Source organism: Paenibacillus litoralis (assembly GCF_046244365.1).
Classification (GTDB): Bacteria; Bacillota; Bacilli; order Paenibacillales; family NBRC-103111; genus Paenibacillus_V.
In genome coordinates, this window is sequence record NZ_CP176395.1 from 504,023 (window position 1) to 530,565 (window position 26,543).

General features: G+C 54.9%; 18 protein-coding genes and 1 riboswitch. Of the genes, 14 read left to right on the top strand and 4 right to left on the bottom strand.

Annotation, left to right across the window (positions count from 1 at the left end; all coding sequences use genetic code 11):
- Positions 1-5: 5 nt before the first annotated feature.
- The 6 genes from ACKGJP_RS02240 to ACKGJP_RS02265 are packed head-to-tail and all read left to right on the top strand — an operon-like array spanning position 6 to position 11,729.
- Positions 6-3,398, top strand: a complete 3,393-nt coding sequence (locus ACKGJP_RS02240) for a tubulin-like doman-containing protein (protein WP_409344072.1) — start codon at positions 6-8, stop codon at positions 3,396-3,398.
- Positions 3,399-3,416: 18 nt separating this feature from the next.
- Positions 3,417-5,765 carry a hypothetical protein gene (locus tag ACKGJP_RS02245; protein WP_409344073.1) on the top strand — a complete coding sequence of 783 codons (2,349 nt, stop codon included), beginning with the start codon at positions 3,417-3,419 and terminating at the stop codon, positions 5,763-5,765.
- A gap of 33 nt (positions 5,766-5,798) precedes the next feature.
- The gene (locus ACKGJP_RS02250; RefSeq protein ID WP_409344074.1) at positions 5,799-7,076 is read left to right on the top strand and encodes a vWA domain-containing protein; all 1,278 of its coding nucleotides are present in this window, start codon (positions 5,799-5,801) and stop codon (positions 7,074-7,076) included.
- A gap of 28 nt (positions 7,077-7,104) precedes the next feature.
- Positions 7,105-7,746, top strand: coding sequence for a beta-mannanase (locus ACKGJP_RS02255; protein WP_409344075.1), 642 nt, complete (start codon positions 7,105-7,107; stop codon positions 7,744-7,746).
- 54 nt (positions 7,747-7,800) lie between these two features.
- Positions 7,801-9,069 carry a TRAFAC clade GTPase domain-containing protein gene (locus ACKGJP_RS02260; protein WP_409344076.1) on the top strand — a complete coding sequence of 423 codons (1,269 nt, stop codon included), beginning with the start codon at positions 7,801-7,803 and terminating at the stop codon, positions 9,067-9,069.
- 2 nt (positions 9,070-9,071) lie between these two features.
- On the top strand, positions 9,072-11,729 hold the full coding sequence (locus ACKGJP_RS02265; RefSeq protein ID WP_409344077.1) for a hypothetical protein: 2,658 nt from the start codon (positions 9,072-9,074) through the stop codon (positions 11,727-11,729).
- Positions 11,730-12,256: 527 nt separating this feature from the next.
- Here the strand turns inward: ACKGJP_RS02265 and ACKGJP_RS02270 are convergent.
- Positions 12,257-14,512 carry an FAD-dependent oxidoreductase gene (locus ACKGJP_RS02270; protein ID WP_409344078.1) on the bottom strand — a complete coding sequence of 752 codons (2,256 nt, stop codon included), beginning with the start codon at positions 14,510-14,512 and terminating at the stop codon, positions 12,257-12,259.
- Between the two features lie 145 nt (positions 14,513-14,657).
- Between ACKGJP_RS02270 and ACKGJP_RS02275 the strand changes: the two genes are divergently transcribed.
- Together ACKGJP_RS02275 and ACKGJP_RS02280 are read left to right on the top strand one after the other, a co-directional pair.
- The gene (locus tag ACKGJP_RS02275; RefSeq protein WP_409344079.1) at positions 14,658-15,446 is read left to right on the top strand and encodes a helix-turn-helix domain-containing protein; all 789 of its coding nucleotides are present in this window, start codon (positions 14,658-14,660) and stop codon (positions 15,444-15,446) included.
- A gap of 90 nt (positions 15,447-15,536) precedes the next feature.
- On the top strand, positions 15,537-15,980 hold the full coding sequence (locus ACKGJP_RS02280) for a DUF2663 family protein (RefSeq protein WP_409344080.1): 444 nt from the start codon (positions 15,537-15,539) through the stop codon (positions 15,978-15,980).
- A gap of 228 nt (positions 15,981-16,208) precedes the next feature.
- Here the strand turns inward: ACKGJP_RS02280 and ACKGJP_RS02285 are convergent, their stop codons facing one another.
- Entirely contained in the window at positions 16,209-16,928 is a 720-nt protein-coding gene (locus ACKGJP_RS02285; RefSeq protein WP_409344081.1) for a response regulator, read from the bottom strand.
- A 135-nt stretch (positions 16,929-17,063) separates the two neighbouring features.
- Between ACKGJP_RS02285 and ACKGJP_RS02290 the strand changes: the two genes are divergently transcribed.
- The 5 genes from ACKGJP_RS02290 (at position 17,064) to ACKGJP_RS02310 (ending at position 22,826) form a co-directional block, all read left to right on the top strand.
- Positions 17,064-18,536 carry an ATP-binding protein gene (locus ACKGJP_RS02290; RefSeq protein WP_409344082.1) on the top strand — a complete coding sequence of 491 codons (1,473 nt, stop codon included), beginning with the start codon at positions 17,064-17,066 and terminating at the stop codon, positions 18,534-18,536.
- Positions 18,533-19,588 (top strand): HD-GYP domain-containing protein, encoded by a 1,056-nt coding sequence (locus tag ACKGJP_RS02295; protein WP_409344083.1) that lies wholly within the window; start codon positions 18,533-18,535, stop codon positions 19,586-19,588. Before ACKGJP_RS02290 ends, ACKGJP_RS02295 begins: the two co-directional genes overlap by 4 nt.
- Before the next feature lie 25 nt (positions 19,589-19,613).
- The gene (locus ACKGJP_RS02300; RefSeq protein WP_409344084.1) at positions 19,614-20,543 is read left to right on the top strand and encodes a diguanylate cyclase domain-containing protein; all 930 of its coding nucleotides are present in this window, start codon (positions 19,614-19,616) and stop codon (positions 20,541-20,543) included.
- A gap of 68 nt (positions 20,544-20,611) precedes the next feature.
- Positions 20,612-20,734, top strand: coding sequence for a hypothetical protein (locus ACKGJP_RS02305; RefSeq protein ID WP_409344085.1), 123 nt, complete (start codon positions 20,612-20,614; stop codon positions 20,732-20,734).
- Positions 20,735-20,948: 214 nt separating this feature from the next.
- Positions 20,949-22,826 carry a bifunctional metallophosphatase/5'-nucleotidase gene (locus tag ACKGJP_RS02310; protein WP_409344086.1) on the top strand — a complete coding sequence of 626 codons (1,878 nt, stop codon included), beginning with the start codon at positions 20,949-20,951 and terminating at the stop codon, positions 22,824-22,826.
- 84 nt (positions 22,827-22,910) lie between these two features.
- Here the strand turns inward: ACKGJP_RS02310 and ACKGJP_RS02315 are convergent, their stop codons facing one another.
- Positions 22,911-23,192: a hypothetical protein gene (locus tag ACKGJP_RS02315; RefSeq protein ID WP_409344087.1), complete on the bottom strand. Its 282-nt coding sequence runs from the start codon at positions 23,190-23,192 to the stop codon at positions 22,911-22,913.
- A 504-nt stretch (positions 23,193-23,696) separates the two neighbouring features.
- Between ACKGJP_RS02315 and ACKGJP_RS02320 the strand changes: the two genes are divergently transcribed.
- Positions 23,697-24,836, top strand: coding sequence for a cytochrome P450 (locus tag ACKGJP_RS02320; protein WP_409344088.1), 1,140 nt, complete (start codon positions 23,697-23,699; stop codon positions 24,834-24,836).
- A 440-nt stretch (positions 24,837-25,276) separates the two neighbouring features.
- On the opposite strand, the gene ACKGJP_RS02325 is transcribed toward ACKGJP_RS02320, so the two are convergent.
- Entirely contained in the window at positions 25,277-26,221 is a 945-nt protein-coding gene (locus ACKGJP_RS02325; protein ID WP_409344089.1) for a DMT family transporter, read from the bottom strand.
- Positions 26,222-26,363: 142 nt separating this feature from the next.
- Positions 26,364-26,515, bottom strand: a riboswitch (FMN riboswitch).
- Between the last annotated feature and the right edge of the window lie 28 nt (positions 26,516-26,543).

Genomic DNA, 26,543 nt, shown 5'->3' on the forward strand with positions numbered 1-26,543 from the left:
TAAGTATGAAAGCCGTAGTACGGGAGCATATCCAGCAGCTTGACGTATCGCTTGGCGGCGGTATCGTCAGCGACAAAATTCGCGTAGACACGATCGACAACCCGATGCTGATCATCGGGCTGGGGGGCACGGGCATCGATGCCCTGCTGCGTTTAAAATATCAGATCAACCGGCGGTTCAAGCTTCCGGAGGATTCGGTCTCCAAGAAAAGAAGGGAGAAGCCCGACAAGGTCGAGTTTCTCGCCTTTGAAACGAACGAACATGACCGCAACAAAAAGTATAGGGGCATCGGGCTCGATCCGATTTCGGAATTCGTCCTGCTGTCCAATGCGGAAGTCGGCAGCTTGCTGCAGAACCGCTCGATTCTCGAGCCTTACATAACGGAATGGCTCTCCCCAGAGCTGAACGTGACGGACGGCATCAACGGGGCGCAGGGCGTTCGCCAAGCGGGTAGGCTGCTTCTGTTTACGAAAATCAATCAGGTCGTGCAGACGATCGAGCGCAAAATCAAGTCGCTATGCGAAGGCACCAACAAGAAGCTGTACGTGTTCGTCCTAACCGGCTTGTCCGGCGGAACGGGCAGCGGCTGCTTCCTTGATATTTCGTACATCGTGCGCGGCATTATCGAACGCGAGCACGGAAGCGCGGGCGTCGACCGGGTCAGCATGCTGGGCTATTTGTTTACCCCCGACGTCAATTTGTCGAACAAAAGCCTGACCGCCCATACGAGCGAATACATCAAGAAGAACGGCTATGCGGCGCTCAAGGAGCTGGACTACTGGATGAACACCGACGAGCGGAACGAGCGGTTCCGCCAGCGGTACGGGAGCGTGCTGGAGGTCAATTCCATCATGCCTCCGTTCAACTTGTGCCATCTCATATCGGCGACCAATCTGGAAGGCAAGCCGCTGGAGAACGCGTACGACTATTGCATGAACGTAACGGCCGAGAACATCACCAACTTCATGGCCAGCGAAGAAAAGCATTCGGGCGAGGAGTTCGCCATTCACGATTACATCAGCAACATCAACATGAACATCAACCAGATGCCCAAGCCGTATCCGGCTAACTACAAGTACAACATCATCGGCGCTTCCTCGGCCGTTCTGCCGATCGAGGAAATGACCACCTATTTGGCGTACCGGCTATTCAAGAAAATGGAGAATATGTTCGCCTCCATGCCGTCTCAGGACGAAACGGAGAAGCTCGTCAGGAAGCTCGGGCTCGACCCCGATTCCGTACACCGAAAGTTCGAGGAACGGGTTCCCGAGCCTCTTCCCGGGTACGAGAACAGCGAGCGTCTCAGCTATAACAACGTGATCAAGCAGCAGATCGTCAATATCGATATGGAGCTGGAGCAAGGGTTCGTCGCACGCGCGAAGGAAGAATACGTGAAGACGAAGAAGCAAGCCCCCGCTCATGTGCTGGAGCAGTTCTCGGATCAGATGAAGCGCATTTTCATGAATCCGGCGCAGGGGCCTTTCTTCGCCTCGCGAATCATCTATTCCCAGAAGGGCTACTGCTTGCTGAACATGATTTCCACATACATCGAGTCGCTGCAGGAGAGCATGGATCGCAGCCGCCGCGCGATCGAGTCGGCTAAGGAGCAGGCGAACGAGAAGCTGACCGACGCCAGAAGCGCTTTTATCTCGAAGGACAAGAAGAAGAACGCGTATATCGAGGCCAAAATCAATCAGTATTTGCTTGTCGCCGATATGGAGCGGGCCGAGCAAATGCTCGAATTTTACGATGATGTGCGGAACCTGCTGCGCGAGCAAAATTTGCGGATTTACGAGGTGTTTACGGAAATCTTGAACGCCTTGAACCAAATTTTCGAGAAGAACGGAGATATCCTCACCTCTTCGCAGGAATCCGTCGACCATAAGGGCAACAAGACGTATTACTGGAACATCGTCAGCGTCCCGGATATCGCGAAGGTTGTCGGGTCGATTATGGACGGCAAAAATGTCGACGAGCTTACCCGCGACTTTGCGGCCGAGCTGCTTGAGCACTCGAACCGCTGGGTCAAAGAGCAGGAGATTGACATCATCGGCTCGATTTCGGATTTCCTCAGCGATAAATTCGGCGATCTGATTACGAAGTCGATGGAAGATTTCCTTACGATCAAATACGGCGACGACCAGTCCATCGAGAAAATCATTGAGACCCAAATCGCCAAAAAGCTGGACGACGAATCGATACCGGTCTTTCATCTGAGCAACAGCTCGGGGAACATGCATTTCCCGTCGTGGGGCTTCGTCTCCGTACCGCTTAAAGCGCCGAATATTTTAAAAGGGATCAAGAACTACCAGAACACCGCGATCAGCAATTCCCGGTTCACGGTCAAAGAGAGCGAAGTGAAAAACCGGATTTTCTGGCTGAACACTAAAAACGGCATTCCGCTCTTCACGTACACGCCGCTTCGGGTTTATGAAGACAGCTATGAGCGGACGATTCTCGAGAAGGAGGGCGTCGGACGCCATCTGCGTCAAACCGACAAAGACAATTGGACGTACCTGCCTTCGCCGATTCCGGAGAAATCGTGGGGCGACATGTACCTCAATCCGCGGATCAAAGCGTATAACGCCCAGCTTCGCGAGCTGTTCGACTTGGCGTTGAAATACCAATGCATTGTGGAAAAGAAAAGCGACTATTCCATGAGCAATCTGTTCGAGTGCGTGTTCACGAAGCCGTTCCAGGTCGAGCCGTTCGTAGCCCGCTATAATATGCAGCTTCAGGAGCAGCGCCCGAATTTGGGCGAAATCAAACGGTGTATCAACGATTTGAAAGCTTTGCTGGAGCAAGGGCTGGATAAAGAGGCTTCGCGCGATATATTTGCGAGCAGCAATACGGAAGTAGCGACGGATAATTTCATCCGTTCGCCGGAGCTGGTAAAACGGATTCGCGAAGAAGTGAACAAATATACGGCCATCGAGGCGCAAATCGCGGTGCTCGACGCGGTGCTTAGCGGCTATCAGGACGAGGAGAAGCTGCTCGATCAATTTATCGAGGCCATGTATACCGGAACGATCGTGAAACGCGGGGCGGTATACGTATATGACCGCAGCGACGAGGAAGACGATTGGGAGCCGTTCGTCAATTTGACGAAGGTCAATAAATATGTGGAATTTACGATTTTCGATCATTTCCGCAAGCTGGATGCCAAGCGCAAAGCGATGATCGCCCGCAAGTCGGAGAGGCGCAACCAGGACATGGTCGCCTCCGAGGAGAAGGTGGCGGAACTGGTCCGCAAGCTGGACGAAATGGGCGTGTCCATGGGCGAAGCCAGATCCAATCTGGAATTCAGCCGTGACGAGCTGGTGAACGGCGAAGAGGTGTACGGTTTTTACCGCAAAGCGGCGGCGAAAGTGAATGAACTCAGCAGAAACTTGAAGTAGCGGCATGGAGGAGCAGGCATGAGGGAAGTACTCGGGCGGTTTACAACGGGCTATGCGGCCGACATGGAGAAGCACACCGATAGCGGCGACGAGCAGAGAAGCGTCAACAACCCCGTCATGTTTCTCTTTATCGGGGACAAGGCGAAGGCTGCCGTCTCGGCCGTATCCGACATGGTGGAGCGCAAATGGAGCAACAGCGCGGGCGTTATGTACGTCCATGTTTACGCGAACGAACCGGCGGATAAAGCGAATGCGGTCCGTTTCCAGGTGGACGGCGGCGGAACGGACAGGAAGCGGTGGCGGCAAGAGCTGCACGCTTCCTTCTGCCGCGATGACCGGAAGCTCATGGAATTAAACCGGACGCTGCGCGCCGTCAGCTCCAAGCTTTCCGAATTCGGGCGGTTGTACGCCTCTTTTCAGCGGATCAACGTGTCGGTCGTCACCTGCGCGGACGATCCCTGCAACGTGCTCGTACCGGAGATTACGCTGCTAACTAAAGCAATTCTTGGCGCCTCGTTCCGCATCGTTCAGGTCGATCTTTATGCGCTCATAAAGGAAAAGACGGGAGGGGAGGAGTTCGGCTTCTCCTCTTCCGTCAGTGTAGGCTTCTTACGGGAGTTGAACTATTTCCAGAATGACCGGTATCGGTACGAAGGCATGCTGCAGGTGACCGAGGACGGGATCAGGCTGCCGGTCGAGCACGCCGGGCCGTTATTCGATCTTGCATACTTGCTTAGCGATAAGAATGAACGGGGCGTTATCGCGGAGCGCAGTATGGAAGAGAACTTCGAGATCATTTGCAGCATCAATTTGCTGAAAAACCGCGAGATGCTGACGGATTACACTGAGAAGAACGATATCTACAACAATATGCAGTTCAAGCAGAACATCATGTCCGATTTCGGGGCGCCTACGTTTGCGACGGCGGGCTTCTCCAAAATCAAGCGTCCGAACAAAGCGATCGCAGCTACCGTCGTCCATCAAGCATTCCGCAAAATTACCCGAAAGCTCAAAGCTTCCGCCTCCGTAGACATGCGTCAGGTCGTCGATAAGTTCGGCTTGAGTCCTGCCGCTTTTGAACGCAAAGTAAACGGACTGATGCCGGACGATAGACGCATTGAGGAAATGTGCTCGCTCATGATGCAAAAGGTATCCTACGACGAAATCCGTACGGGGACCGTTCGGGAAGCGGAGCTCAAGCTTTACGGCAATTCGGCGGAAGCGTTCTTCGAGAAAAACGTCGCCGTGCCGTCCCGCGAGCAGCTGGCGTCGTACCGCGCGATTGAGGAAATAAGAGCCGGCGTCGGGCATATCGTGGCGGATCCGCTCTACGGCCTTTATTGCGCTTTTGACTGGATGGAGGAAAAGAACGGCGATTCGAATCTGTTTGAGGAAATCCGCAAGGCGATGAAAGAAATCAATCGGCAGCTTGAAGCGGTTAGGGACGAATTGGAAAGCTTATATCAGGGACAGGTCGAGCATCAGCCGTATGCCCGTTCCCGTCTTCCGTTCCAGGGGAAAGCGAATCTGGCGCAGTTTACCCGTTACTTTTTCCAGGAGGTCTATGGCCGGAAGTACCGGATTGTCCATCTGGATCTTTCCCTCAAGGTGCTGCAGGCTATGGAAACGGCCCTGGAGGATGTGCACCGCGAGCTTAGAACGAAGGTGGAGGAAATGGCCGACGTCGAGCGCTGCTTGTCCGATTACGGCCAGCTGAGCATAAGGGAAGCGGAAGAAGAGCTCGGCAAAAATATCGAGCTGTATTACGGGAAAGTCGTCGATGAGGGAATGGCGGAATTGGAAGCCAGACGGGGCGGCTTGTTTTACTTCGAGGACCGTTACATCGGCAATGTCTTCGAGAGGCTCGAGCAAGGGAAAGCGGCTCTGCTGGAGCGGTTTATCCAGTTTTGCTCGAAAGAAATACTGTCATCCGCCCCGTTCCGGCTTTCGTTCGAGGACGAATTGCTGCAGCGCGCCAACGTAACCGCCCGCTACGAGCATCGCGACGTTCTAACCAAAGAAGAGCTTTTCGGGGAACTCTACGCCGCATTGGAAGAGCAGGCCGTCATTCATCTGGAAGTGTACAACTATACGCATAAAAACCGGTATGAGGAAAAGTACATATTCGGGGATTTTTACAGCGAATTTGTTACCTACGCTTTTCAATTCGACGAAGGCCGGCGCGGCTATAAGCTGGGTTGCGTACATGAGAAGCGATCGAGCGGGATCGAGAAGCTGAACATGATGGGCGGGTTTCAGATCAACGACCTTCTCTATGTCATCAACAACAAGAAATACTACCAATCCTACTTGGACAACGGGTTTTGCTTGCATGGGATCGCGGAAAGCGAGCTTCCCGATCTCTGATCCGGCTGAAGCGGAGAAGGAGTGGCGTACAAGATGCTGATAAGAAAAGTGAACGGATTAATGATTTTGTTTAGCCTGCTCGGCGGAGGCGTCGGGTTTGGAGTAGGCGAGTTCATACTGGCCGAATATGAACGCTCGTTGCCGAATGTGGTCTTAATGGCCGTTTACTTCGGCCAGCTTGCGTTTTTCGTCAGCTTGTTTTGCCTGCTTGCCGAGCTGATTTCCCCCGCCTTGAACGGCAAAGGATGGCGGCGCCGGTATGCGGGCACGTCATGGAAAATGCTTGTGCCGAGCTCTTTGGTGCTTCTGTTTGCCGCGGGAGCGTTATTTCAGTTTCTATACGGCCTGAACGTAGGCAGCGCCAAGACGCCGGAAAATATTTTGATGGCGGTCGACGTGTCGGGCAGCATGGATACCAACGATCCTAGCCGGCAGAGCTTTCAAGCGGCAACCGCCCTTATCCAGAAGATGAGCAAAAAGAATCAGGCTGCCGTCATCGTATTCGACGATCAAGCTTCCGTGCTGCAGCCGCTGACCCGACTTCAAAGCCAGGCCGTCAAGGACGAAATCGTGCAAAAGCTGAATCAATTCGACAGACTTGGCGGCGGGACGAATATAGCCGGGGCGCTAGGCGAGGTACGCAAGCAAATCGAAGAAGATTCCGTCAAGCGCAAAAGCTTGGTCATCCTCATTTCGGACGGGTACAGCGAGATGAATGTCAGCGCCGTTACGGAGCCGTTCCGCAGCGCGCATATTCCGGTCCATACGATCGGCGTGGCGTCGGATGCCGGCGGCGAGGGACTGCTGCGGGAAATAGCCGGTCAAACCGGCGGCAGCTACTATAAAGTCGATGAAACGAGCCAGCTCACCTTCGTTTTCGACCGGATTTACGAAGAGAACCAGAGCCGCCACCTCGTCGGCGAACGGACCGGCACCTCTCAAGACAGCATGCTGTCCGCCGTGCTGCGGGTCGTGCTGATTACGGGAATCGGCATCTTGTTCGGCTTGGCGCTGGGCTTCTTGTTCGATAACCGGTATTTGGCCCGGAATTTCTCCATAGGCGGTGCGGTTGCGGGTTTGCTGGCCGGGCTGACGCTGGAATGGGGCATTTCCGGCTGGCCGGAGCATTCGGAATGGTGGAGATTGCTGGCGGCCCTCCTCTTGGCCGTTGTCGTGACGGTATTCTCGGCGGTCATTCCGATCAAGGAAGGCGGCGAGACTCCGAGAGCGATGAGAGGCCAATCGCCTATACGCCGCGCTGACAGCGGCTTCGGCGGCGACAAGCGCGATACGATAAACAAAGGCTTTTAAGAAGCGGGCTAAAGGAAGGATGATGGCGATGGAGTGGGTAGAGTCCGCAAACGATGACCTCCGCATAACGAATCTGACGTCCCGCTTGCATAACCATGAATGCATTCTGAATTGGCATTGGCCGGACGGCCTTCAGTTTGTTTATATTCATAAGGCTTCCGCCGATGCGGAGCCTGGGGCCGAGCCGGCCGGAGAGAAGCAGATGAAGCTGTATACGATCGAGGAGTATAAGGCGAACGGCGGCTTTCGCGATAAAATCGATGAAATCGGCCGATTTGTTTATTCCCTCTACCCGTTTATCCGGGATCAAGACGGCAGCCGGGTCGTGCGCCAAACCGGCGGCGATAATGTCATCCGGGTCAGTACGGGTAAGGCCAAGGTCGATTGCCGGATCAAATACAAATCAAGTTTGTTCGGCAAGACGAAGCTGGTCCGGATCGCGTTCTATACGGACATTTCCGTTCCCAAAGAAGCGCTGTGCTACGTCAAGAAAGAGGGCGGTATCCCGATGACCATCGAGGACGGAACGGTATTTCCGTTCATTCGCGATATCGGGCCCGGGTCGGACGAAATGACGGAATTTCCCGTAGGCAAGAACGATTACGTCAAAGTGTTCTTTACGGACGGAAAGAAATATGCCGAAATGTATCAGCTTTTCGTCGGGCAATAAGCGGGTGTAGGCTTGACTGCTGAGACATTCTGCAAAGTGAAGGAGGGAGTAGGCATGGCAGGTTTTTTGAAAGGATTGTTCGGTTCCAAGAAAGTGATTGTCAAAGAAAAACCTCCGTATTACGATATCGTGTGCCCCTTTTGCTTCGAGAAATATCATCCTGACGAAGTCGTGTTCCGAGCGGCTCACCACCGGGAGGACGATGAGGACTACGCTTTGGCGGAGGACGACGTGCTGAACCGGTACCGCAAACGGTTCGGCCTCGGTACGTTCGACGAGTTGGAGGCGGTAATCCCTCCCGATACGATTCCGGAGGAAAACAAACTATACGCCGGACGGGTTCTCGTCGGCATCACGGACCGGTACAACATCGTAAGCCGCAGAAGACTTTGTCCGAAATGCCATAACGATTTGCCGTTGACCGTGGGAAAAACGCCGAGCAATATCATTTCGATTATCGGTCCTTCACAGGTCGGCAAGTCGGTTTACATGACGTCGCTGATCCATACGCTGGAGCATACGACTGCCGGCAATTTTGACGCGGCGTGCATGCCGATCAATACGGAAATCAGCCGGAAATACCGGGATCAATACGAGGAACCGCTGTTCGAGCAAGGAAACGTGCTGCGCTCCACACAGGTTAGCGAAGTGCAGGAGCCGCTCATTTTCCAGTTTACGTTCAAGGACGAGTCGAAGGACCCGCTTACGCTTGTTTTTTTCGACGTCGCGGGGGAAGGCATGACCGATCGCGCCTATATGGAAATGCGGGCGTCCCATGTGAAAAATTCGACAGGCATGCTGCTCCTGATCGACCCGCTGCAAATCAAGACGATTCGCGACCGGATCAAGATCAACGTGGGCGAGAAGCCCGGCGATTTCACGGACAGGCACGACAGCCCGCGCGAGGTCATCATCAATCTGTTCGATTCCTTCATCGGCCATCAAGGCGGGAAAACGAACATACCGACCGCCATCGTGCTGACGAAGAGCGATATGCTTCATTTCCTGAAGGAAGAGGACGGCGAGTATATCCGCAGCAACAGCAACGTGTTTCACAACATGGTCCACGCCAAAACGTTCAATGTGGCGGAGTTTGAAAACATTAACGGTGAAATCCGCCGGTTTATCGAGAAGGTCGACCGCCCGCTGAAGGGAGCGATCGACGTGAATTTTTCGGATACGGCCTATTTTGCCGTGTCGGCGCTCGGCAGCAACCCGGTCGATCTGAAAGTGAAAGGCGTAATCAGTCCGATACGCGTGGATGAACCGTTCCTCTGGCTCTTGTACCGGCTCGGGTACATCGAAGGCAAGGAGGGGGCATAAGCATGGCCAACATCCAACAGCATTACTACACCAGGGAGCGCGAAGGGCTTTTCCGCTCCAATGCGGGCTATGACTCGATTGCCAAATCGCCGGGATTGGACGGCGGATTCATCAAGCGGGTGCTGCATCCGTATTGCGGATACGACGCGCCGAAAGAGCTGACGGACCGGAACGAAAGCGATCTTGGCAAGTACCCGGAGTCGTACACGGTGTTCCATGCCGATTCGGGGGAAACCGTGCTCGGCAGCAGCGTTTTCGCCGGAGCGGATTTTACGGGTCAGCGGAACACGTTTTTTGCCCATCACCTGATCGTTCCGGGCGAACGGGCTGAGGGCTTGGTTACCGAGCCGTCGGCCGTTTTTCATGCGGCCGGCTTTCAGCGCCGGCACGATATCGGGGAAGGGAAGGCACTCCCGGAGCTGGCCGATATTCCGACCGAGCATGTGCCGTATGCGGCAGTGCTGGACACGGTGCGGAACAAGCTGGGGATCGGCGCGGACATGTTCAAGCGGCTCTTGTATGCGGTGATGATGTCCGTTTCGAGCAAGAAGAAAGTGTACATTACGCTCGATACCGGCGTTTCGGAAAGCTCCGCGTATGCGAAACGGTTGATGGAGGCGCTGTACCGCTGCCTGCCTTATGCGGTTCGCCGCAGGCTCGGGTTTACGACTTACAGCTACGAGCCGGTGCGCAAGGACCATCTCCATGTCGTTTTCGTCGAAAAAGGTAATATCCGTCCGAGCGACCGCAATATTGAGAAAGATTACTTGTTCGATTTTGCGAACAACCGGTTTGCGAATACGGATTTGCAGGGGGACGAGCACGAGTATTTGAACTTTGCCTGGGACAACCTGCAAACGCCGGAGCGGATGATTCCGTTCTTCGAATTCGCCGAAGAGGTGCTGGCTCCCGCGGATAAAGCGAAGGAGCTTGCGGTTTCGACTTATTACGAGCTGTGCGCCCTGTATCAGATCGAAGCGGGCGATTATACGATTTACGAACGCAATAAAGCGGGAGTTTTGCACGGGATTTACGGCTATTTGCTGTCGTACGGCATTGAGCGGGAAACGCGGCTTAACCGGCTGTTCGTTCAGCTGTTCGACCGCGAGCGGGAGACGATCACGAGCCGCAATTTACCGCCGCTGGAAGCGGTAAAGCTGGTTATCGATTACTATCGCATCGCCGAGGAAAGCAAGCAGCTGCCTTTTATCGTCTTCCTGATTCTTGTCGCGAATGCCGGGAAATCCGCGCAGCAAAGCGATTATGTGGCCGAAGTGTATAAGGCGCTGGCTGCGAATCCGCCGCTCTTCATCGCCTTTTTCAATCAGGTGTTCGTCCAGTACGGCGCGCAGCTGGCCAAGCCGTTGTTCGAGGAGTACTTGGAAGAGCGGGTCAAAAACCTGAGCAAGCATAAGGACGTGCTCAAGGAGCTGGGATTTTGGCTGAACCATACGCCGCATGCGCTCGGCAACGTATTTTTCCGGGATAAATTCGCCATGAAGCTACCGGAATTATTGGAGCATGACAAAAAATACGTAGCCAGCGCGCTGGAGATTCACCGGTTTCTCGACACGTTCGCGATTGAAAAGCCGTTTGCCGATGCCTATGAAAAGTTTCGCGAGGACGTCCTGTCCGAGGTCGACCACTGCCTGCTCTGGAAGCTCGACTTCAAGACGCTGAACGAAGAGGATTATGCCAGCGTGATCCGCATAATGAAGGAACGCCGCAAGACGTTCCGCGAATCGCTGGACGAGCGCGGCAGGCATCATTACGATGCGCTTCGTGCGCTCGATGCGATGATGACGGATACCAAGGCGAAGGCGCCGGATCAGTATATGGACGATCTGCCGCTCGACATGGTACAGCCGGTTCAGCATTTGCTGAAAGCCTTTCAAATGGGCAAGCCGGGCGGGATCGATTTTGACAGGCTGCTCTTCGCCTTTTACAGGCCGCAGAAGCAGCGGGAGAGAAGCGCGCAGGCCGGCGGCGATTTTATCGATTACGGCGCTTTGCTTCAAGCCGTTTATGCAGAGAAGAACGAGGCGGGCGTTTATGCCCTTGTTTTCTGGATGCTGCAAAAGGGCAAGCTGCCGCGGACGTTCATCGCCGAGCTGAAGAAGCATTTTGTCGAAACGGATCGGGAATCGCTGAAGGACAAGCAGTTGAGAAGGAAATGGAAGCGTCTCGGAAACGCCGGCGTCGACGAAGTGCTGGAATACGCGGACGAGAAGACGGCTTCCGGTTTCAAAAAGCTGTATAAGCGAAACAAAATGCTGTTCAGGAGACTCTTCGTGCTTGGCGGCGGTTCGATCATTCTGCTCGCTATGCTCGGGGGCGGCGGCTGGCTTGTTTACGACAAGCTCATTGCCAAGCCGGATAACGAGCCGGCGAACTCGCCGGCGCCGTCGTTATCGCCGAGCCCGTCGGGCGAGCCTTCAAGCCCAGCGCCTTCGATTACGCCTTCGGCCGTTCCGTCCGGCTCGCAATCGGGGGCGCCGGGCAGCGGTCCGGCGGCAACGCCGGGAACCTCGCCAGGAGCCTCGCCAGGGGCGCCGACCTATGGGCCTACGCTGGCTCCGGCCGGTGCGGCCAAAGGCTCGTCTGCGGTATCCGCCGGAACCGCGTCCCAAGCAAACCGCACGCCGGAAGCTAAGCGGTAGAGTGCCCGTATGCGCGGCACTGCCTGGGAGAGAGCAATCTTCTCTCTCGCTCCGAAGCTCAAAACCGCTAAACACGCGAGCGGATGCCAATTCCCGACCGGCTGGTTTTTAAGTTAGATAAGAGCCTTTAGAGTCTTCTAAAGCGGCACTTTTTGAGATAAACAGGAAAATAGAAGCCTCTAGCGTCGTCTAAATGCCTAGCCAGGCTAGTAAATCCGACTTTTAGGCTGTATAGGAGCCTTTAGAGTCTTCTAAATCGGCACTTTTTGAGATAAACAGGAAAATAGAAGCTCCTAGCGTCGTCTAAATCGCGCAACAATCATGCGCTTTTCCTCTCCGGCACCGAGTTGCAGCAAGGCTGCCCTAGAAGTCATAGGAAGAAAGGTTCGCGCCCGCTTTGCACACCATAAAGAAGCCTGCAGCTCCACTTTGACAGTGGTTCTGCAGGCTTCTTTATGGTATTGGGCAGAAACCGGCTTCCTGCGGCAACAACCTTTCGGGCCGCCTTCACCGCATCGCCATGATGACTATTCGTATACCCGAACCTCGATAATTTCAGCGCACGGGCTGCCGTTCGTCGCTTCCACGACGACGCGAAGCCGGTCGGCGACGACGGAGGCGTCCAGCCGGTGGACATGCTTGCGCTTGCGGTTGGCACTCCGTTCGGCGACGGTCGACCATTCGCCGTTCACGAGCGCTTCCAGCCGGTAATCGCGCACCAGCTCCGGCATCACCTCGAACGGCGTGATGTGATGGTGCAGGTTGATCAGATCCTCGTTCACGTCATCATTAAAGGTGACGTGAACCGAGCCGATCTTGACCGGCTGCTCCCAGCTCAGCTGGAGCCACTCGGCTTGGCCGGCGCGCATCGGCTCCGACGACCACATATGCGGACCGCCATAAGGACGCAGGAATCCGTCGGTCGCTTTGGACGGGGCGAGCGCGCTCGTCGGAGCCGGCAGACGGAAGCATGGGAGCTTGCGATGGAATTCGTTCATCCCCCATTCCACGGACGGCTGCGGCGGCTGCGGCCTGTTCGGCTCGTCGCGGTATACGACGATCGGCTTGTCGTTTCTCCGGAAGCCGAGCACGCCGCTTTGGCCGCGGTCGGATACGTGGACGGTAAGCGCATCGTTCGCCTTGACGACCACGAAAGCGTTCTGGACCGAATCGGGCGTCCAGGCGATATCAGCTTTCACCCACTGGCCGATGCCCGCGCGAACGCTGGCGGCAGCCGTTGCTTGCAGCGTATGCGGCACATAGTTTTCAGCGCGTCCCGTATTCCACACTTCGACGATTAGTTCCGTGTCCGTATCGGCGTCCACCAGAAGCTCCAGTCCGTTAAGCGGAGCATCGGCCGGCAGCAGTAATGCGATATCGGTATGGAGCGAGGCTGTGTTTACCGGCTGCTCGACGGCCAGCCGCGTCAGCGTGCTCGAGGCGGTGACCGATGCCTGCAGCGCCAGGTCGGAACGATCTTCGTTGTGCAAGCCGACGATCGACGCGTCCTGCCGGAGCAGCGTCTGCTGCAGCTCGCTCAGGTGGCTCGCGTACAGCTCGCGCGGCGAAACGCCCTTCTGCGCGCAGAGCGCGGCGCCAGTGCCGGCGGCTTCTCCGATGATGGCGCACGTCGCCATCACGCGCGTCGTGCCGAAGGCGACGTGCGTCGCGCTGATATCGCGGCCGGCCATCAGCATATTGCTCACGTTGGCGGAATACAGAGAGCGGAACGGGATATGGTAAACGCCGTCCGCATATAGATGCTTGGAGCCGTGCTCGGTCGAGTAAACGCCTTGAGGCGGATGCAGATCGATCGACCAGCCCCCGTAAGCGACGCGGTCCTCGAAAGGCCGCTGTGCCAGAACGTCGTTCTGATTAAGCACATAATCCCCGACAAAACGGCGGTATTCCCGTTTGCCCGGAATCGATCCGACCCACTCCAGCGTCATATTGTCGGCTTCGAATTTGCCGGAATTCTTAATGTAATCCCAGATGCCGTAAATGACCGACCACAGCTCGTCGCGGATACGGTCGTTGTCATGCACCGTGTCCAGCTCGCCGCCCCATTCGATCCACCAGTATGCACAGCCGTTATCCCCGCTGCGGATGACGCGCCGTTCCGGTATCGTCGTTTGCGTAATGTCTTTGGCAAAGCTGGGCGCTACGTATTTGACGGGATGTCCCGCATCCTTCGTGTAGAAGAGCAGCGTACTGCCGAGCGTAATGTCGTCGGGGACGAGGGGCGCCCAATCTTCCCCGTATTCCTCTTGAGCCTCGCGGCCGATGCGGTACTTGGCGCCTGCCAGAAAGCCGACAAGCCCGTCTCCCGTACAGTCGAGAAACATGCTGCTCTGGAACCGGATCCGGCGCTCGGAGCCCATCATCCAACCCGTAACGGAACGGATCTTGCGCTCCTGCTCGTCGCCGTCCGCTTCCACCTCGTGCACGTCCGTGTTCAGGTACAGCTTGATGTTCGATTCGGCGCGTACCGCTTCCAATATGACCATATCCCAAATATACGGATTGCCGTCGATGTTGCGGAACTGATTTTCGACGAACAGTTCGCCCATGATCCCGCCTTCCCGCGCATACCGGTTGATCCCGTGACCGGTCGCTCCGCACACCCACACGCGAACCTCGCTGCTGGAGTTTCCGCCGAGAACCGGCCTGTTATGCACGAGCGCAACGGTTTGGCCAAGCCGCGCAGCCGAAATGGCCGCGCAGACGCCCGCAAGTCCGCCTCCGACGACGGTAATATCCGTTAGAACCGTTTCATTTCTCATGACTTGTTCTCTCCTCTTTATCAATGACGTATATCCTTGATTTCATCATAGGAAAACGGATTCCCAAATAACATACATTGTATTACGATATAGCATATACTTTATTTCATAGGAAACAATGCGGAGAGAAGGGCGGCTGACACGCATGAAACGTCACGATTGGGGGGCGACTCCGGCGGCTTACGTATATTGGCATCAGAAAGCGGCATTTGACCTGGAAAGGGATATCTACGACAACTGGACGATGTTTGCGGCGGAGGACGGGCGGTTTGCCTATAGCATCGGCGATCACAAGGGAGAAGCGGGCTTTGGCGATCTGGTCGTATGTCCGCCGGGCATCCCGTTTATCCGGCGCACGATAACACCGCTTACGTTTCATTTTTTTCATTTTGAATGGGATTCGGAAGTGTCGGAGGAGGAAGCACTGTCGCTGTCCGGCAAGCTGACGGTTGCGGATGTCGACAGACTGGCTTCGAACTACCGGTATATACGGGAGATCGACTTCGCCGGGAGGCAGGAGCCCGCTTTCGGCAGAATGAAGCATTGGCTTCACGACATATGGCGGCTTGTCGAGCACAGCAGCGCAGCAGGCGCCGACAGGGCTGCAGGTTCCGACTCCGCGATGCAAACGGCCCGGCAGTGGCTGCTGGCCCATGCGTTCGCGCCGCTCGTTTACCGAGAGCTGTCCGACATGCTCGGCATCAGCCCGGTGCAGCTGACAAGACGTTTTCGGGCCGCTTACCGGATGACGCCGTCGGCTTTCGTAACGGAGCTGAGGCTTTCCCGCGCCTGCCGGCTGCTGGCTGAAACGGCACTCACCCTTGATGCGATCGCGCAAAAATGCGGCTACGAAAACGGCTTCTATTTAAGCCGCGTTTTTCACGATAAGAAAGGAACGAGTCCGTCCGCATACCGTAAGCTGCATCGTATTTAGACGTTTCCAATCATTCCGGCAAGGGAGCATTTGTTTGTGTACAAGCGCATAAACTTGTTGGTAGTAGTGCCAATAGAGGAGGAGAGCGCTATGGACTGGGAGAGCGTGGACATTTCAGAGGATACCAAGACGATATTGAACGAACTGGTGGAACGCAAGGTGAAGCTGGATCATATCACGAAGATGAAAAATTTATATTCGGGGATTACGTTATTCATCGTTGCGGTTTCCGTCTATTACTTCTATCGTTATCTGCTGCTGCCCTCCAACAACGACATGCTGAAGCTCGTGGGCCTGTTTTCGGGAAATGCGGCTCATTTGTTCCTGCTGGCGGCGTTGGCGACGTTGTACATCGTAACGAACAATTATATGAAATCGTACGGCAAACAGAAGAGCAAATACGAAACGCTGCGCATCGAGGCGATCGATCATTTGCACAGTACATGGGTCAAATCCAAGAGCTCGGCGATCCGCGACATCATCTCCAAACATTTGAAAGACAAGCATAATATTAACGTATCCCACAAAAGTTGATCCGCGCTCCGGAATCGCTAGAATTCCTCCTTTCCCAAGCCGTTCAAGCGCAAAAAGGAATCCTATCCTCTCGTCAACCCCCGGTGCTTCCCGCTAGGCGGTTTTGTAATCATTTTGTAAGCGGGTATCCGGTATACTGATTTCGAGAAATCTCCTATTTTTTCGACAAAACGCATAAATTTTTAAGAAATCTTTAACTTTGTTTGATATAATTGGAACTATAAATGATCACGAACCGTCCGAATTCGACAAATTTCCGTTAAACTTGTAGCCAAGGCCCCGGATGGTCAAAATGTATTGCGGCTCGGCGGCATTCGGCTCGATCTTTTTGCGGAGATTGCTAATGTGGACGAGCAGCGTCCGGGTATCGCCCATTCCGTCAAGCCCCCATATCGTTTCGTACAGATGGTCGATCTTGTACACCCGGTTCGGCGTTTTGGCTAGAAGCGACAACAGCTCGAACTCCTTCGTCGACAGCGTAACGGGCTCGCCGGCGACTTTGACGGTATGGTCCAACAGATTGATTTCAAGCCCCGGAAACTGCAAAGTATGATGCTCGGTATCCGTATATTTGTCCTGAAGCCTGCTGCGCCGCAGCTGGGCTTTAACGCGGGCGACAAGCTGCATGGGGCTGAACGGCTTTATCACGTAATCATCGCCTCCGGTGCTTAAGCCTTCGATGATGTCCGTGTCGTCTCTCTTGCAGCTGATGAAAATGATCGGAATTTCGGCCACTTCCCGGATCGTCCGGCATACGTCAAAACCGCCGAGCCCGGGCAGAAGAACGTCAAGAATAACGAGATCCGGTTTTTCCTTATGAATAAGGGGCATGACGCTGCGGCCATCGTTCGTGCTAACGACCTCAAAGCCCTCTCTTCTCAAGTATAGACTGATTAACTCCACGATATCGGCTTCATCATCAACGATCATGATCTTATTTGAAAGCATAGGCTTTATGTCTCTCCCCAAATGAAAATGAAGCGTAACGCATGTGCATGCCATGGATAGCAGCGGGCAGGCGAATGGAACTACTTTACATTATAAAGGGTTGACTGCGTTAATTTCCATCTTTATGTAGCCGGGGTGATCGGTCTGGAAACGCACGTGATCGCTTGCTTGCTGGCCATAGGCGTCTCCCATCTTGGATATTCCTTCATTCGCCGCGCCCTTGAGCCTTCATCTTTATATTTTGTGTTGTTCTGCATCGTTATGATGGTTCGTTCGTCGTTAGCGGGGGATCCGTCCCACGATACGGCGGGGGAGCTCTCCCGGAAAGCGGAGTATTTGTCCATTGTGATCGGGCTGCCCATTCTCGCCATGTATTTCCGTTCGCTGTTTCCGGAAGACATGTGGCCTTCGGCTGTGCGGTTCATCCAGCTGTGCGGAGCCGTGCTGTCCCTCTTGACCTTATTCACATCTGCCCGCATTTTCGCGGGAACGCTTCCCATGGTGCTTGGACTTGTGCTTTGCTTTGGCGTCTACACGCTGTTGATGCTGGCGGTGGCGATGCGGCGCAAGCGGCGAGGGGCGCTCTTGCTGCTGTGCGGTTGGGCGATTTTCGTCGGGGCGTTGGTCCATGACATCGCTTTCAAGGCCGAATCGGCCGGTCGGGAGGGTTGGTTTTCCGCCGGGCTGTTGGTACTGATCGTGATTCAGACCTATATGCTCGGTTACCGCTCGGCGAAGCTTGTAGCGGCAGCGGAGAAGCAGGCTCGCGACCTGACGAAACGGAATAGCGCACTTGAAGCCAAAGTGACGGAGAGCACGATGGATCTTGTGGTGGCCAGTCAAGAACTGGAGAAGGCGAACGCCGAACGGGAACGGCTGGAGCAATCCCGAAGAAGCATGCTGGTGAATATCTCGCACGATCTTGGCACCCCTCTTTCCATCATTCAGGGATTTACCGAAGCGATGATGAACGAGAAAGACGTGAGCTCCGAGCAGCGGCAGCAATATATAAGACTGATTCATGCCCGTATGGCCGGCATGCACCGCCTGATCGAACGATTGGGCGAGTCCTCTTACCTGGATGAGGGGCTCGGACGCTATCAATTCAGAAAAATGACGGTCGAGCAGATCGCTGCGCAAGTGAATGGCCGCTATGAAGCGGAAGTTGCCGAGACGAATCGCCTCTATGAATCGTTTATAACACCCGGAGCCAGCGAGATGTCCTTATGGGAGGTAGAGGTGGATATGTACCGGCTGGATCAAGCTCTTACCAATATCGTGTATCATGCGATCGGACGTACGCCGGAGAAGGGAACGATCCGGATCAGCTTCATGCTGGAAGAGCGCGAGCTCGTGGTGCGCATTGCCGATGGCGGGAAAGAGATGGATTCAGCCGAATTGCCGTATCTGTTCGAGCGCGCTGACAAGCAAGAGGATGCCTTCTCGGCAAAGGACGGCGGCACCGGGATGACGCTTGCCATCTCCAAGAAAATCGTCGAGCAGCACGGAGGCCGAATATGGGCGGAAGGAACGGCAGTTTCGTTCACTGTGCCGCTGATGAGAGGCGAACGGAAATTCAAAAGCGATTACACGGAGGTGGCGTTTTGAACCTGAACGATCTGATCGGCTACAGGCTGACTAAGGATATTTACAACCGGTTCGGATTGATCGTCATTCCGGAGCAAACGATACTTTGCGAGGATCATTTCGAGCTGCTTGGCAAACACGGCGTATCTTTATCGGAGCTCGAGGTCACGGAGCCGGACCGTATGCTTGCTGACAATTCTAGCGACTCGCTAACGAAGTCGGAACGTAAGCTTCAGCAAAACGAACGGCTTATTTCCGGCGCTACGGAGGAAATGAAGCATCTATTCGAAACGGTGCTGCACGAAAAGAAGATTCCGCTTCAAGAAATTAACGACAGGCTGCTGCCGACCATCGATTCGGCGGCTTCCAACGTCAACCTGCACCATTTGCTATCCGGTTTGCAAGCCAAGGATGACTATACGTACCGGCACAACATCGGGGTCTCGGTGCTGTCCAACATGCTGGGCAAATGGCTGCTGCTTCCGCCGGCGGAGCTGGATCAGCTGACGACCGCCGCGCTGCTGCACGACGTAGGGAAAATTAATGTAGCGAACGATATTTTGAACAAGCCGGGCAAATATACGGATGCCGAATACGAACGGATGAAGAAGCACACGATTTACGGCTACGAAATTATTAGGGGCATGAGCGATTTATCGCCGCGCATTGCGCTTGCCGCTTTGCAGCATCACGAGCGGGAGGACGGCAAGGGCTATCCGTACGGCATCTCCGGCAAAGAGATGGATTATTTCAGTAAAATCGTGGCCGTCGCCGACGTCTTTCATGCGATGACCTCCAGCAGGGTATACCGGGAGGCGTCTCCCTTCTATCAAGTGATCATGCAAATGCAGCAGGATGGCTTCGGCAAGCTCGATACCGCGATTTGCTCCGTTTTTGTACGGCGGATGATGGAGTTGGCCGTCGGCAGCGAGGTTATTCTAACGGACGGCAGACGCGGCAAAGTCGTTCTCATTCACGCGCAGGATCCAGGGCGTCCGCTTGTGCAGATCGGCAGTCATTATATTGACCTTAGTAAAAATCGTCAGCTTCAGGTACAGTCGATAGCAGGCTAAGGCGACGCCAAGGAGGGAGACGTTTATGCAAAGGTACGGCGACGCGCCGATGGAGACAGTCATGGAGGCGATAGGCGGCGACCGGTTGTTCCGCAGCGTTGTGGAAACCGCTTACGATTTCTTAGCTGTATTCGATCCTCAAGGAAGGCAACTGGCAACGTCGCCGACGAAAGGGAATGCATGCGCAGGATTATTTCCCGGCTGGGATCATATTGAGGCGCATGCGGAAGAAGGGGACAAACGCAAGCTTCTGCATACGCTGGCCGAGGTTCTTATGGACGGAACGCCTCGGCAGCTGGAATTCCGCTGTTTTCTTCCGTCAGGCAACCGCTGGTTCGAGTCCGTGGCCGTACGTGTGCCCGAGAGTCGGACAAGACCGGCATACGTGCTGATGGCGCTTAAGGATATTACGGAGCGCAAGCGGATGGAGGAGGAGCATATGCGGCTGGCGTTTCATGACTCGCTCACGGGACTTCCTAACCGGATGCTGTTTCAGGAGCAGCTGGCCCATGCGCTTGCTCAAGCCAAACGCAATCACGATGGACTGGCCTTATTCTATATCGACATAGACAACTTTAAGAATATTAACGACACGATGGGACACCCGGTCGGCGATGCGTACTTGAGATCTTTTGCGGAGCGGGTCAAAACCTGTTTGCGTGAAGGGGACACCTTTTCGCGGATAGGGGGAGACGAATTTACGGTTTTGCTGCCGGGGATCGACACCGTAGATATCGCAGATAAAGTGCTGCTGCGTATCTTCGACGCCCTGCAGAACAATTGGGACGTATGCGGGCATTCGTACGAGCCGACGATCAGCGTAGGGGTTGCGTTCTATCCCGATCATGGGAGTAAAGCGTCCACCCTCCTGAAGCACAGCGATCTGGCTCTGTACGGTGTCAAAGGCAGCGGCCGCAACGGATACCGCGTGTTCGATCCCGGCCTATTCCGGTAACGGGAAATAAGTAAGGGAATGGCGCCTCGCCGATTGACGCAAACTATGTGTCGGAGGTGATGTGTGCCATGTCGGGAAGAAACAGCAAGCCGAAAAACCGCGGTCCGGAGGGACATCCTTCGCAGCTGGGTCAGTTCGGTCCGAGAAAGCAAACGCCGCCGAAGCAAGAAAATGCGTGCGACAGCAAGTAAGAGGCAAGACGAAAGACGGAGCGATCCGTCTTTTTATCGTTTCGGGACCATGTACCGAATTTCGCTCAGGCTCTCGACCTACGCTTTACAAAACGTTCATCTCTCGCTGACACCGCCCAAATCGTCGGTTGTTATCCTGAAAGTGGCCGTTTGCGCTCGCAAGCGGCTTTCCGAAGCTTAGCTTCGTTCGAGGGATAATCGGAGGAGGGATCGTATGGTTTCGAAAAAACGGTTCATCACGATTGCGGCCGGCGTCCTGTTTAGCGCATGGTTTGCGGGGCAGTCGGCCGCTGCACCGCTGCAGCCGGATGCCCATGCCGGCTGGATGCGGCAAAAATCGCTGCTGGAAGGAGACGTCGGCGGGCAGCTGGCGCTTGAGCGAGGTGTGACGGCGGCGGAGGTCGTGACGCTTCTGGCACGGATTAAAGGCGAAACGAAGCTGGCCGCCGACCCGGCCATTAAGCATTGGGCTTCGCCGCAGCTGGCCTGGGCCAAGAAACAGGGATTGCTTACGGCCGAAGAGGCGGCGGCGCCTGACCGGGTGATGAATGCGGAGCAGGTTAACCGGATATCCGGTCATGCCGGCTACCATTTGGCGCTTGCCGCTAAAAGCCAAGTAACCAGGGCGGATTTCATCCAAGCGATCGGCGATGCGATTACGCTTCATGTGACGATCGGCCATACGAACGATACGCACGGCCATATCACAACGGATAAGGGCAATAAAGAGCTTGGTTTTGCCAAAATCGCGACCTTGCTGAAGCAGTGGCGGACCGAAAACCCGAACTTTCTGCTGCTGGATGCCGGAGACACGTTTCAAGGAACCGTGTTCGTGAACCAGTTCAAGGGAGAATCGATCGTCCCGATGCTGAATGCGCTGCAGTATGATGCAATGGCCGCCGGCAACCATGAGTTCGACTTCGGCTATGAGCAGCTGCTGAAGCTGCGCGATAGGCTTACCTACCCGGTAATTAACGCCAACGTATTCAAGGATGACGGGACAAATCTGCTTCCGCCGGTCTATTACACGGAAATCGGCGGTCGAACATTCGCGTTTCTCGGCTTTGTAACGGAAGAAACGCCGATATTGACGCATCCGGATAATGTGAAGGGCCTTACGTTCAAAAGCCCGGTGGAAGTAGCCAAGACGATGGTGCCCGAGCTGAAGAAAAAGGCCGATCACGTCGTAGTCATTTCCCATGTAGGCATCGAAACGGACCGCAAGATCGCGGAACAGGTGCCGGGCATCGATCTGATCGTGGGCGGCCACTCGCATACGCCTATTCGTGAACCGGAGAACGTGAACGGTACCTATATCGTGCAGGATTGGGAATACGGGAAGGCGGTCGGTCGAGCCGATTTGTATTACTTGAACGGAGAGCTCGTTCATTTCTCCGGGGGTCTTGCCGAGTATGACGATACCATTGCAGACGATCCGGAAATCGCCAAGCAGGTACAGGATATTGTGGCCAAAATCGACCAAGCGCTCAATGTCGTTATCGCCAAAGCCGAGGTGGATTTGGAAGGCGATCGCACGCAGGTGCGCAAGCGCGAGACGAATCTCGGCAACTTTATTGCCGATTCGATGCTGGAACGGTCGAAGACCATTTCCGGTTTTGCGGCTGACGTGGCGCTAACGAACGGAGGCGGTATCCGCAATCCGATTAAAGCAGGCGATATTACGAAGAAGGCGTTGTACGACGTGCTGCCGTTCCCTAACACGATCGTGATGCTGGAGGCGACGGGCGGAGAGCTCAAGGCGGCGCTTGAGAACGGCGTCAGTCAGGTGGAATCGGGAGCGGGAAGATTCCCGCAGATCGGCGGCATGACGTTTACCTACGATCCAACCAAGCCCGCGGGCGAACGGGTGATCGAGATGAAGATAGGCGGCAAGCCGGTCAACACGGCTCGGACCTATCGGCTCGCGACGAATGATTTCATTGCGGCCGGCGGTGACGGCTATGCGATGTTCAAGGACAAGAAGGCACTGAACACCGGTATCACGCTGTATGAGTTGGTGGAGGAAGCGATTATCCGGAAGCGATCGATCAGTCCGAAGGAGGAAGGCCGCATCGTCGAAGTAAAATCTTGAGGGCTGCGTAGGACGCCAAATAGCTGTCCACGGTACGTGAGATACGTGCCGCGGACAGCTCTTCCTTTTTGGCTCATAAGAAACTTATTTGTCGCCTTGATCGACATGAAACCGGACGCCCTCGTTGGTGTTTCGTTTGACATCGCTCTCCGGACGGAACTGGGCATCGACGGTTTTACGACCCGATTCGTCCAATTCGATCGGCAAGGCTACCATCTCCCATGTCGTCGTACCGAGCTGCGGATCGGCTGGGAAAATGTCGCCCATTTTCAGCATCATCGTTCGTCCCCACTCGTTGGAGTAAACGCCGTCTGCTTCAACCGGCTCGCCTGACATCGGATTCATCATAGGATTATTGTTGGACACGCGGTTTCCCTCCTCGTCGGCTTGCGGTTTTTCCGTGTCCGCTCTGTCTCATGACTCGCATGCGGACGGGTTGAACGAAGCCATATACCAATAACATGCCCACACGGGAAAGGATCGATTCGTCACGGCGCAAAACGGCAAATTATTTTGGAAACGCCCGATTCCCGCCAGCTACTCCCACATTGCGAAAGAACTGGAACAATCGATACGCCGCAAAAAAACTTGAACCGGCAAGCTGGACAGGATAACCCGGATAACCCGGATAAACCGGATAAACCAAAATCGTTCCATCCGCGTTCGCGAATAGCGCGGATTTTTTGCGTGATTTTGTTATGCACGAAACCTACTTAGGCCCGAAACAGGGGCTTTTCCCGGCTCCTCTACCGTCATTCGACATGCTGCGAAATGAAATAGGGAATTGGGCGGTATTGACAGTCCGCTTCTTTGTTTATTATAGTTAAACTGACTAGTCAGTACAATAAATGAAAAGCGTGGTGGAGACGAATGGAATGGCTGGCGTCGAATAACCTTATTCCTTTATCGTGGTACCGGAAAATGCGTGCCGAAGAGCCTGTCGCTTACGATGAGCAGTCTGGAGCATGGTCTTGCTTTACTTACGATACCGTCAAAAAAGTATTGTCCGATCACGAGCACTTTTCCTCGCAATTTCAAATGAGCCCAACTCCGAAAGAGCCGATCGAGTCGAGTATACTCCGGACGGACCCGCCTAAGCATAAGCAGATGCGGACGCTTGTGTCGCAAGTGTTTACGCCCAGAGCCATCGAAGCGCTGGCCCCTAAAATAACCGGTATCGCCGAAGAATTGCTGGCTCAATGGGCCTGGAAGGAAACGGTCGATTTTGTGAGCGATTTTGCCAGCCCGTTCCCGATTATCGTCATTGCCGAGATGCTGGGCATTCCGCATGAGGACCGGGATCGGTTCAAGGAATGGTCCGACTCGCTCGTCGGGAACGATTACGACCGGTATATGCAATGCCAGGAGGAGATGAGCGTTTATTTTGCGGACATTGCCGAGCGCCGAAGAAGGGAGCCCAAAGACGATCTGATCAGCAGTCTTGTAACCGCTCAGGTCGATGGAGAGAAGCTGGACGAAGTCGAGTTGATCGGTTTTTGCATTTTGCTCTTGGTGGCAGGCAATGAAACGACGACCAATCTGTTATCTTCCGCGGCGCTTTGCCTGGATGACCGTCCCGATCTTTATGAAGCTCTCTTTGCGGAAAGAGCATTGGTGCCCTCGGCGGTGGAGGAGGTGCTGCGCTATTGCTCGCCGGTGCAATCGATGCAGAGACGCGTAAGGAAGGAAACGACTTTATGCGGGAAACGGTTAAGCGAGGGGCAATATATCAATGTTTGGATGGGAGCGGCGAATCATGACGAGCATGCGTTTGCCGATCCGGAGACATTCGACATTCGCCGCAGCCCGAACCCTCACTTGGCATTCGGGCAGGGCATTCATTTTTGCTTGGGCGCTCCGCTTGCCCGTTTGGAGGCGAAGCTGGCGCTTACCGCTCTTCTTGATCGGTTCCGCTCCATTCGCCGGGACCGCAGCGTCACGCTGGAGCGGGTGGACAGCACTATCGTGTTCGGCGTGAAGCGGCTGCCGGTTTCCTTTGACCGGCGGTAAACAGGCGGATCCAGCCGGTTTCCGGCAAAAATAGGAGCCTTTAGCGTCGTATATTTCGCAATTTTTCGGATATTACGGGAAATTAGGAGTCTCTGCCGTCGTCTAATTGCCTCAAAGAGGCGGATTTAGCTGATTCTCGGCAAAATAGGAGTCTTTAGCGTCGTTTATTCCTTCAGTTTTTCGGATATTCGGACAAATAGAAGCCTCTACCATCGTCTAATTGCCTCAAACAGGCGGATCCAGCCGGAGGAGACGATTTGAAATAAAAGGCGCAGTGGGAGCGGCAAAGGAGAATAGAGGGAAGGATATGGGGGCAAAGCTTACGGGCCGCCTTTGAAATTACCGGCAAAATTAATTCCGGATCACACGATTTTAAAAACGGTTGAAATCCCATATCCATTCTCTCTCTCACCAAAGTATGGGGACTATCAAGAGTTATGCTATTGCTGCCGAGACAGCCGGTACAAGCACAACCATATGAGAACGAAGCCGAGAAGCTGGGCAAGCGTTACCGTTTGATGAAAGACGAGCCAGTTAAGCAGGACGCCGACCATCGGGAAGGAGAGCTCGGCGAGGGTTGCGACCGATGCTTTCGTATTCGACAGGCCGCGGTAGTAGAGCAGCAAGCTGAATAGGCCCGGCAGGAACGCTTGGGCTAGCAGGCTTACGGCTATGCCGCTCCATTCCGCGGATAGCTGCGGCTGCTGCCAAGCTGCGCCTTCCGTCCAAGTCATCGCGAAGAGAAGCGGAAGCGCCAGCGTAAACCGCAGTGCGGTCACCGTTTCGAAGCGCATCCGGTCGACGAGCAGCCGGCCCATGACGGTGGAGCCTCCCCATAGGGCGGCGGCTCCTACGGACAATAGCGCCCCCGTCCCGGCGATCTCTCCGAAGTGGCCGATCGGCGCGGACCAGCCGAACGTAAGCAGATAGGTGCCACCAAGCGCTAAGGCGAGCAGCGGCAGAAAGCGTCCCGGCAATGTTTCTTTTAGAACGAGCCGGGCGGCTAAGATGGCAAACAGAGGCTGCAGCTTCTGAAGCAGCAGCACGGCGTTCGGATTGCCCTGGGCAAAGGCATTCGTAAACAGGATCGTGGCAATCGCCGATCCCCCCCAAGAGATAAACAGCAGAGCGCCGGCATAACGGAGCTTCAGCCCCCGGAGCTCGGCGCGGTAGAGCCAGAGCACGGGCACGGCGTACAACATAAGGAGCAGATGCTCCAGCAGCACGATTTGCGCCGAAGTAAGATATCGAAGCAGCAAAATGCGGAATAGCGGATCGACGCCCCATAGGGCGGCTCCCAGTGCGATGAGCCAAACGCCGTTTCTCGTATGGATGCCGGCACGCTCCGCCTCCGCGGGCGGATGCATCAAAGTCAACTTTTCCATATTCAATAACCTCCTGCGGTTTTTTGAATAGGATCCTTCGTAAAGAAGAAATATGCCCCGTTATCGATTATCGATAACGGGGCATATTCAAACAAGCTCGGATCCGGATCGTTCAAAAAAACGATACCGGCGCCAAGCCGTTTGCGATCTTCTCCCATCCGGACTGTACCGTCGGCCTTGGAATCGCACCAAGTCAGTCGCTTTCCGCCTAATAGGCGGAAAGCGAGTCGCGGGCTAAGGTTCACGGGAACCATCACCGCCGGTCGGGAATTTCACCCTGCCCCGAAGATCCACATTCAATTAGAATGGATTCTACCACAGA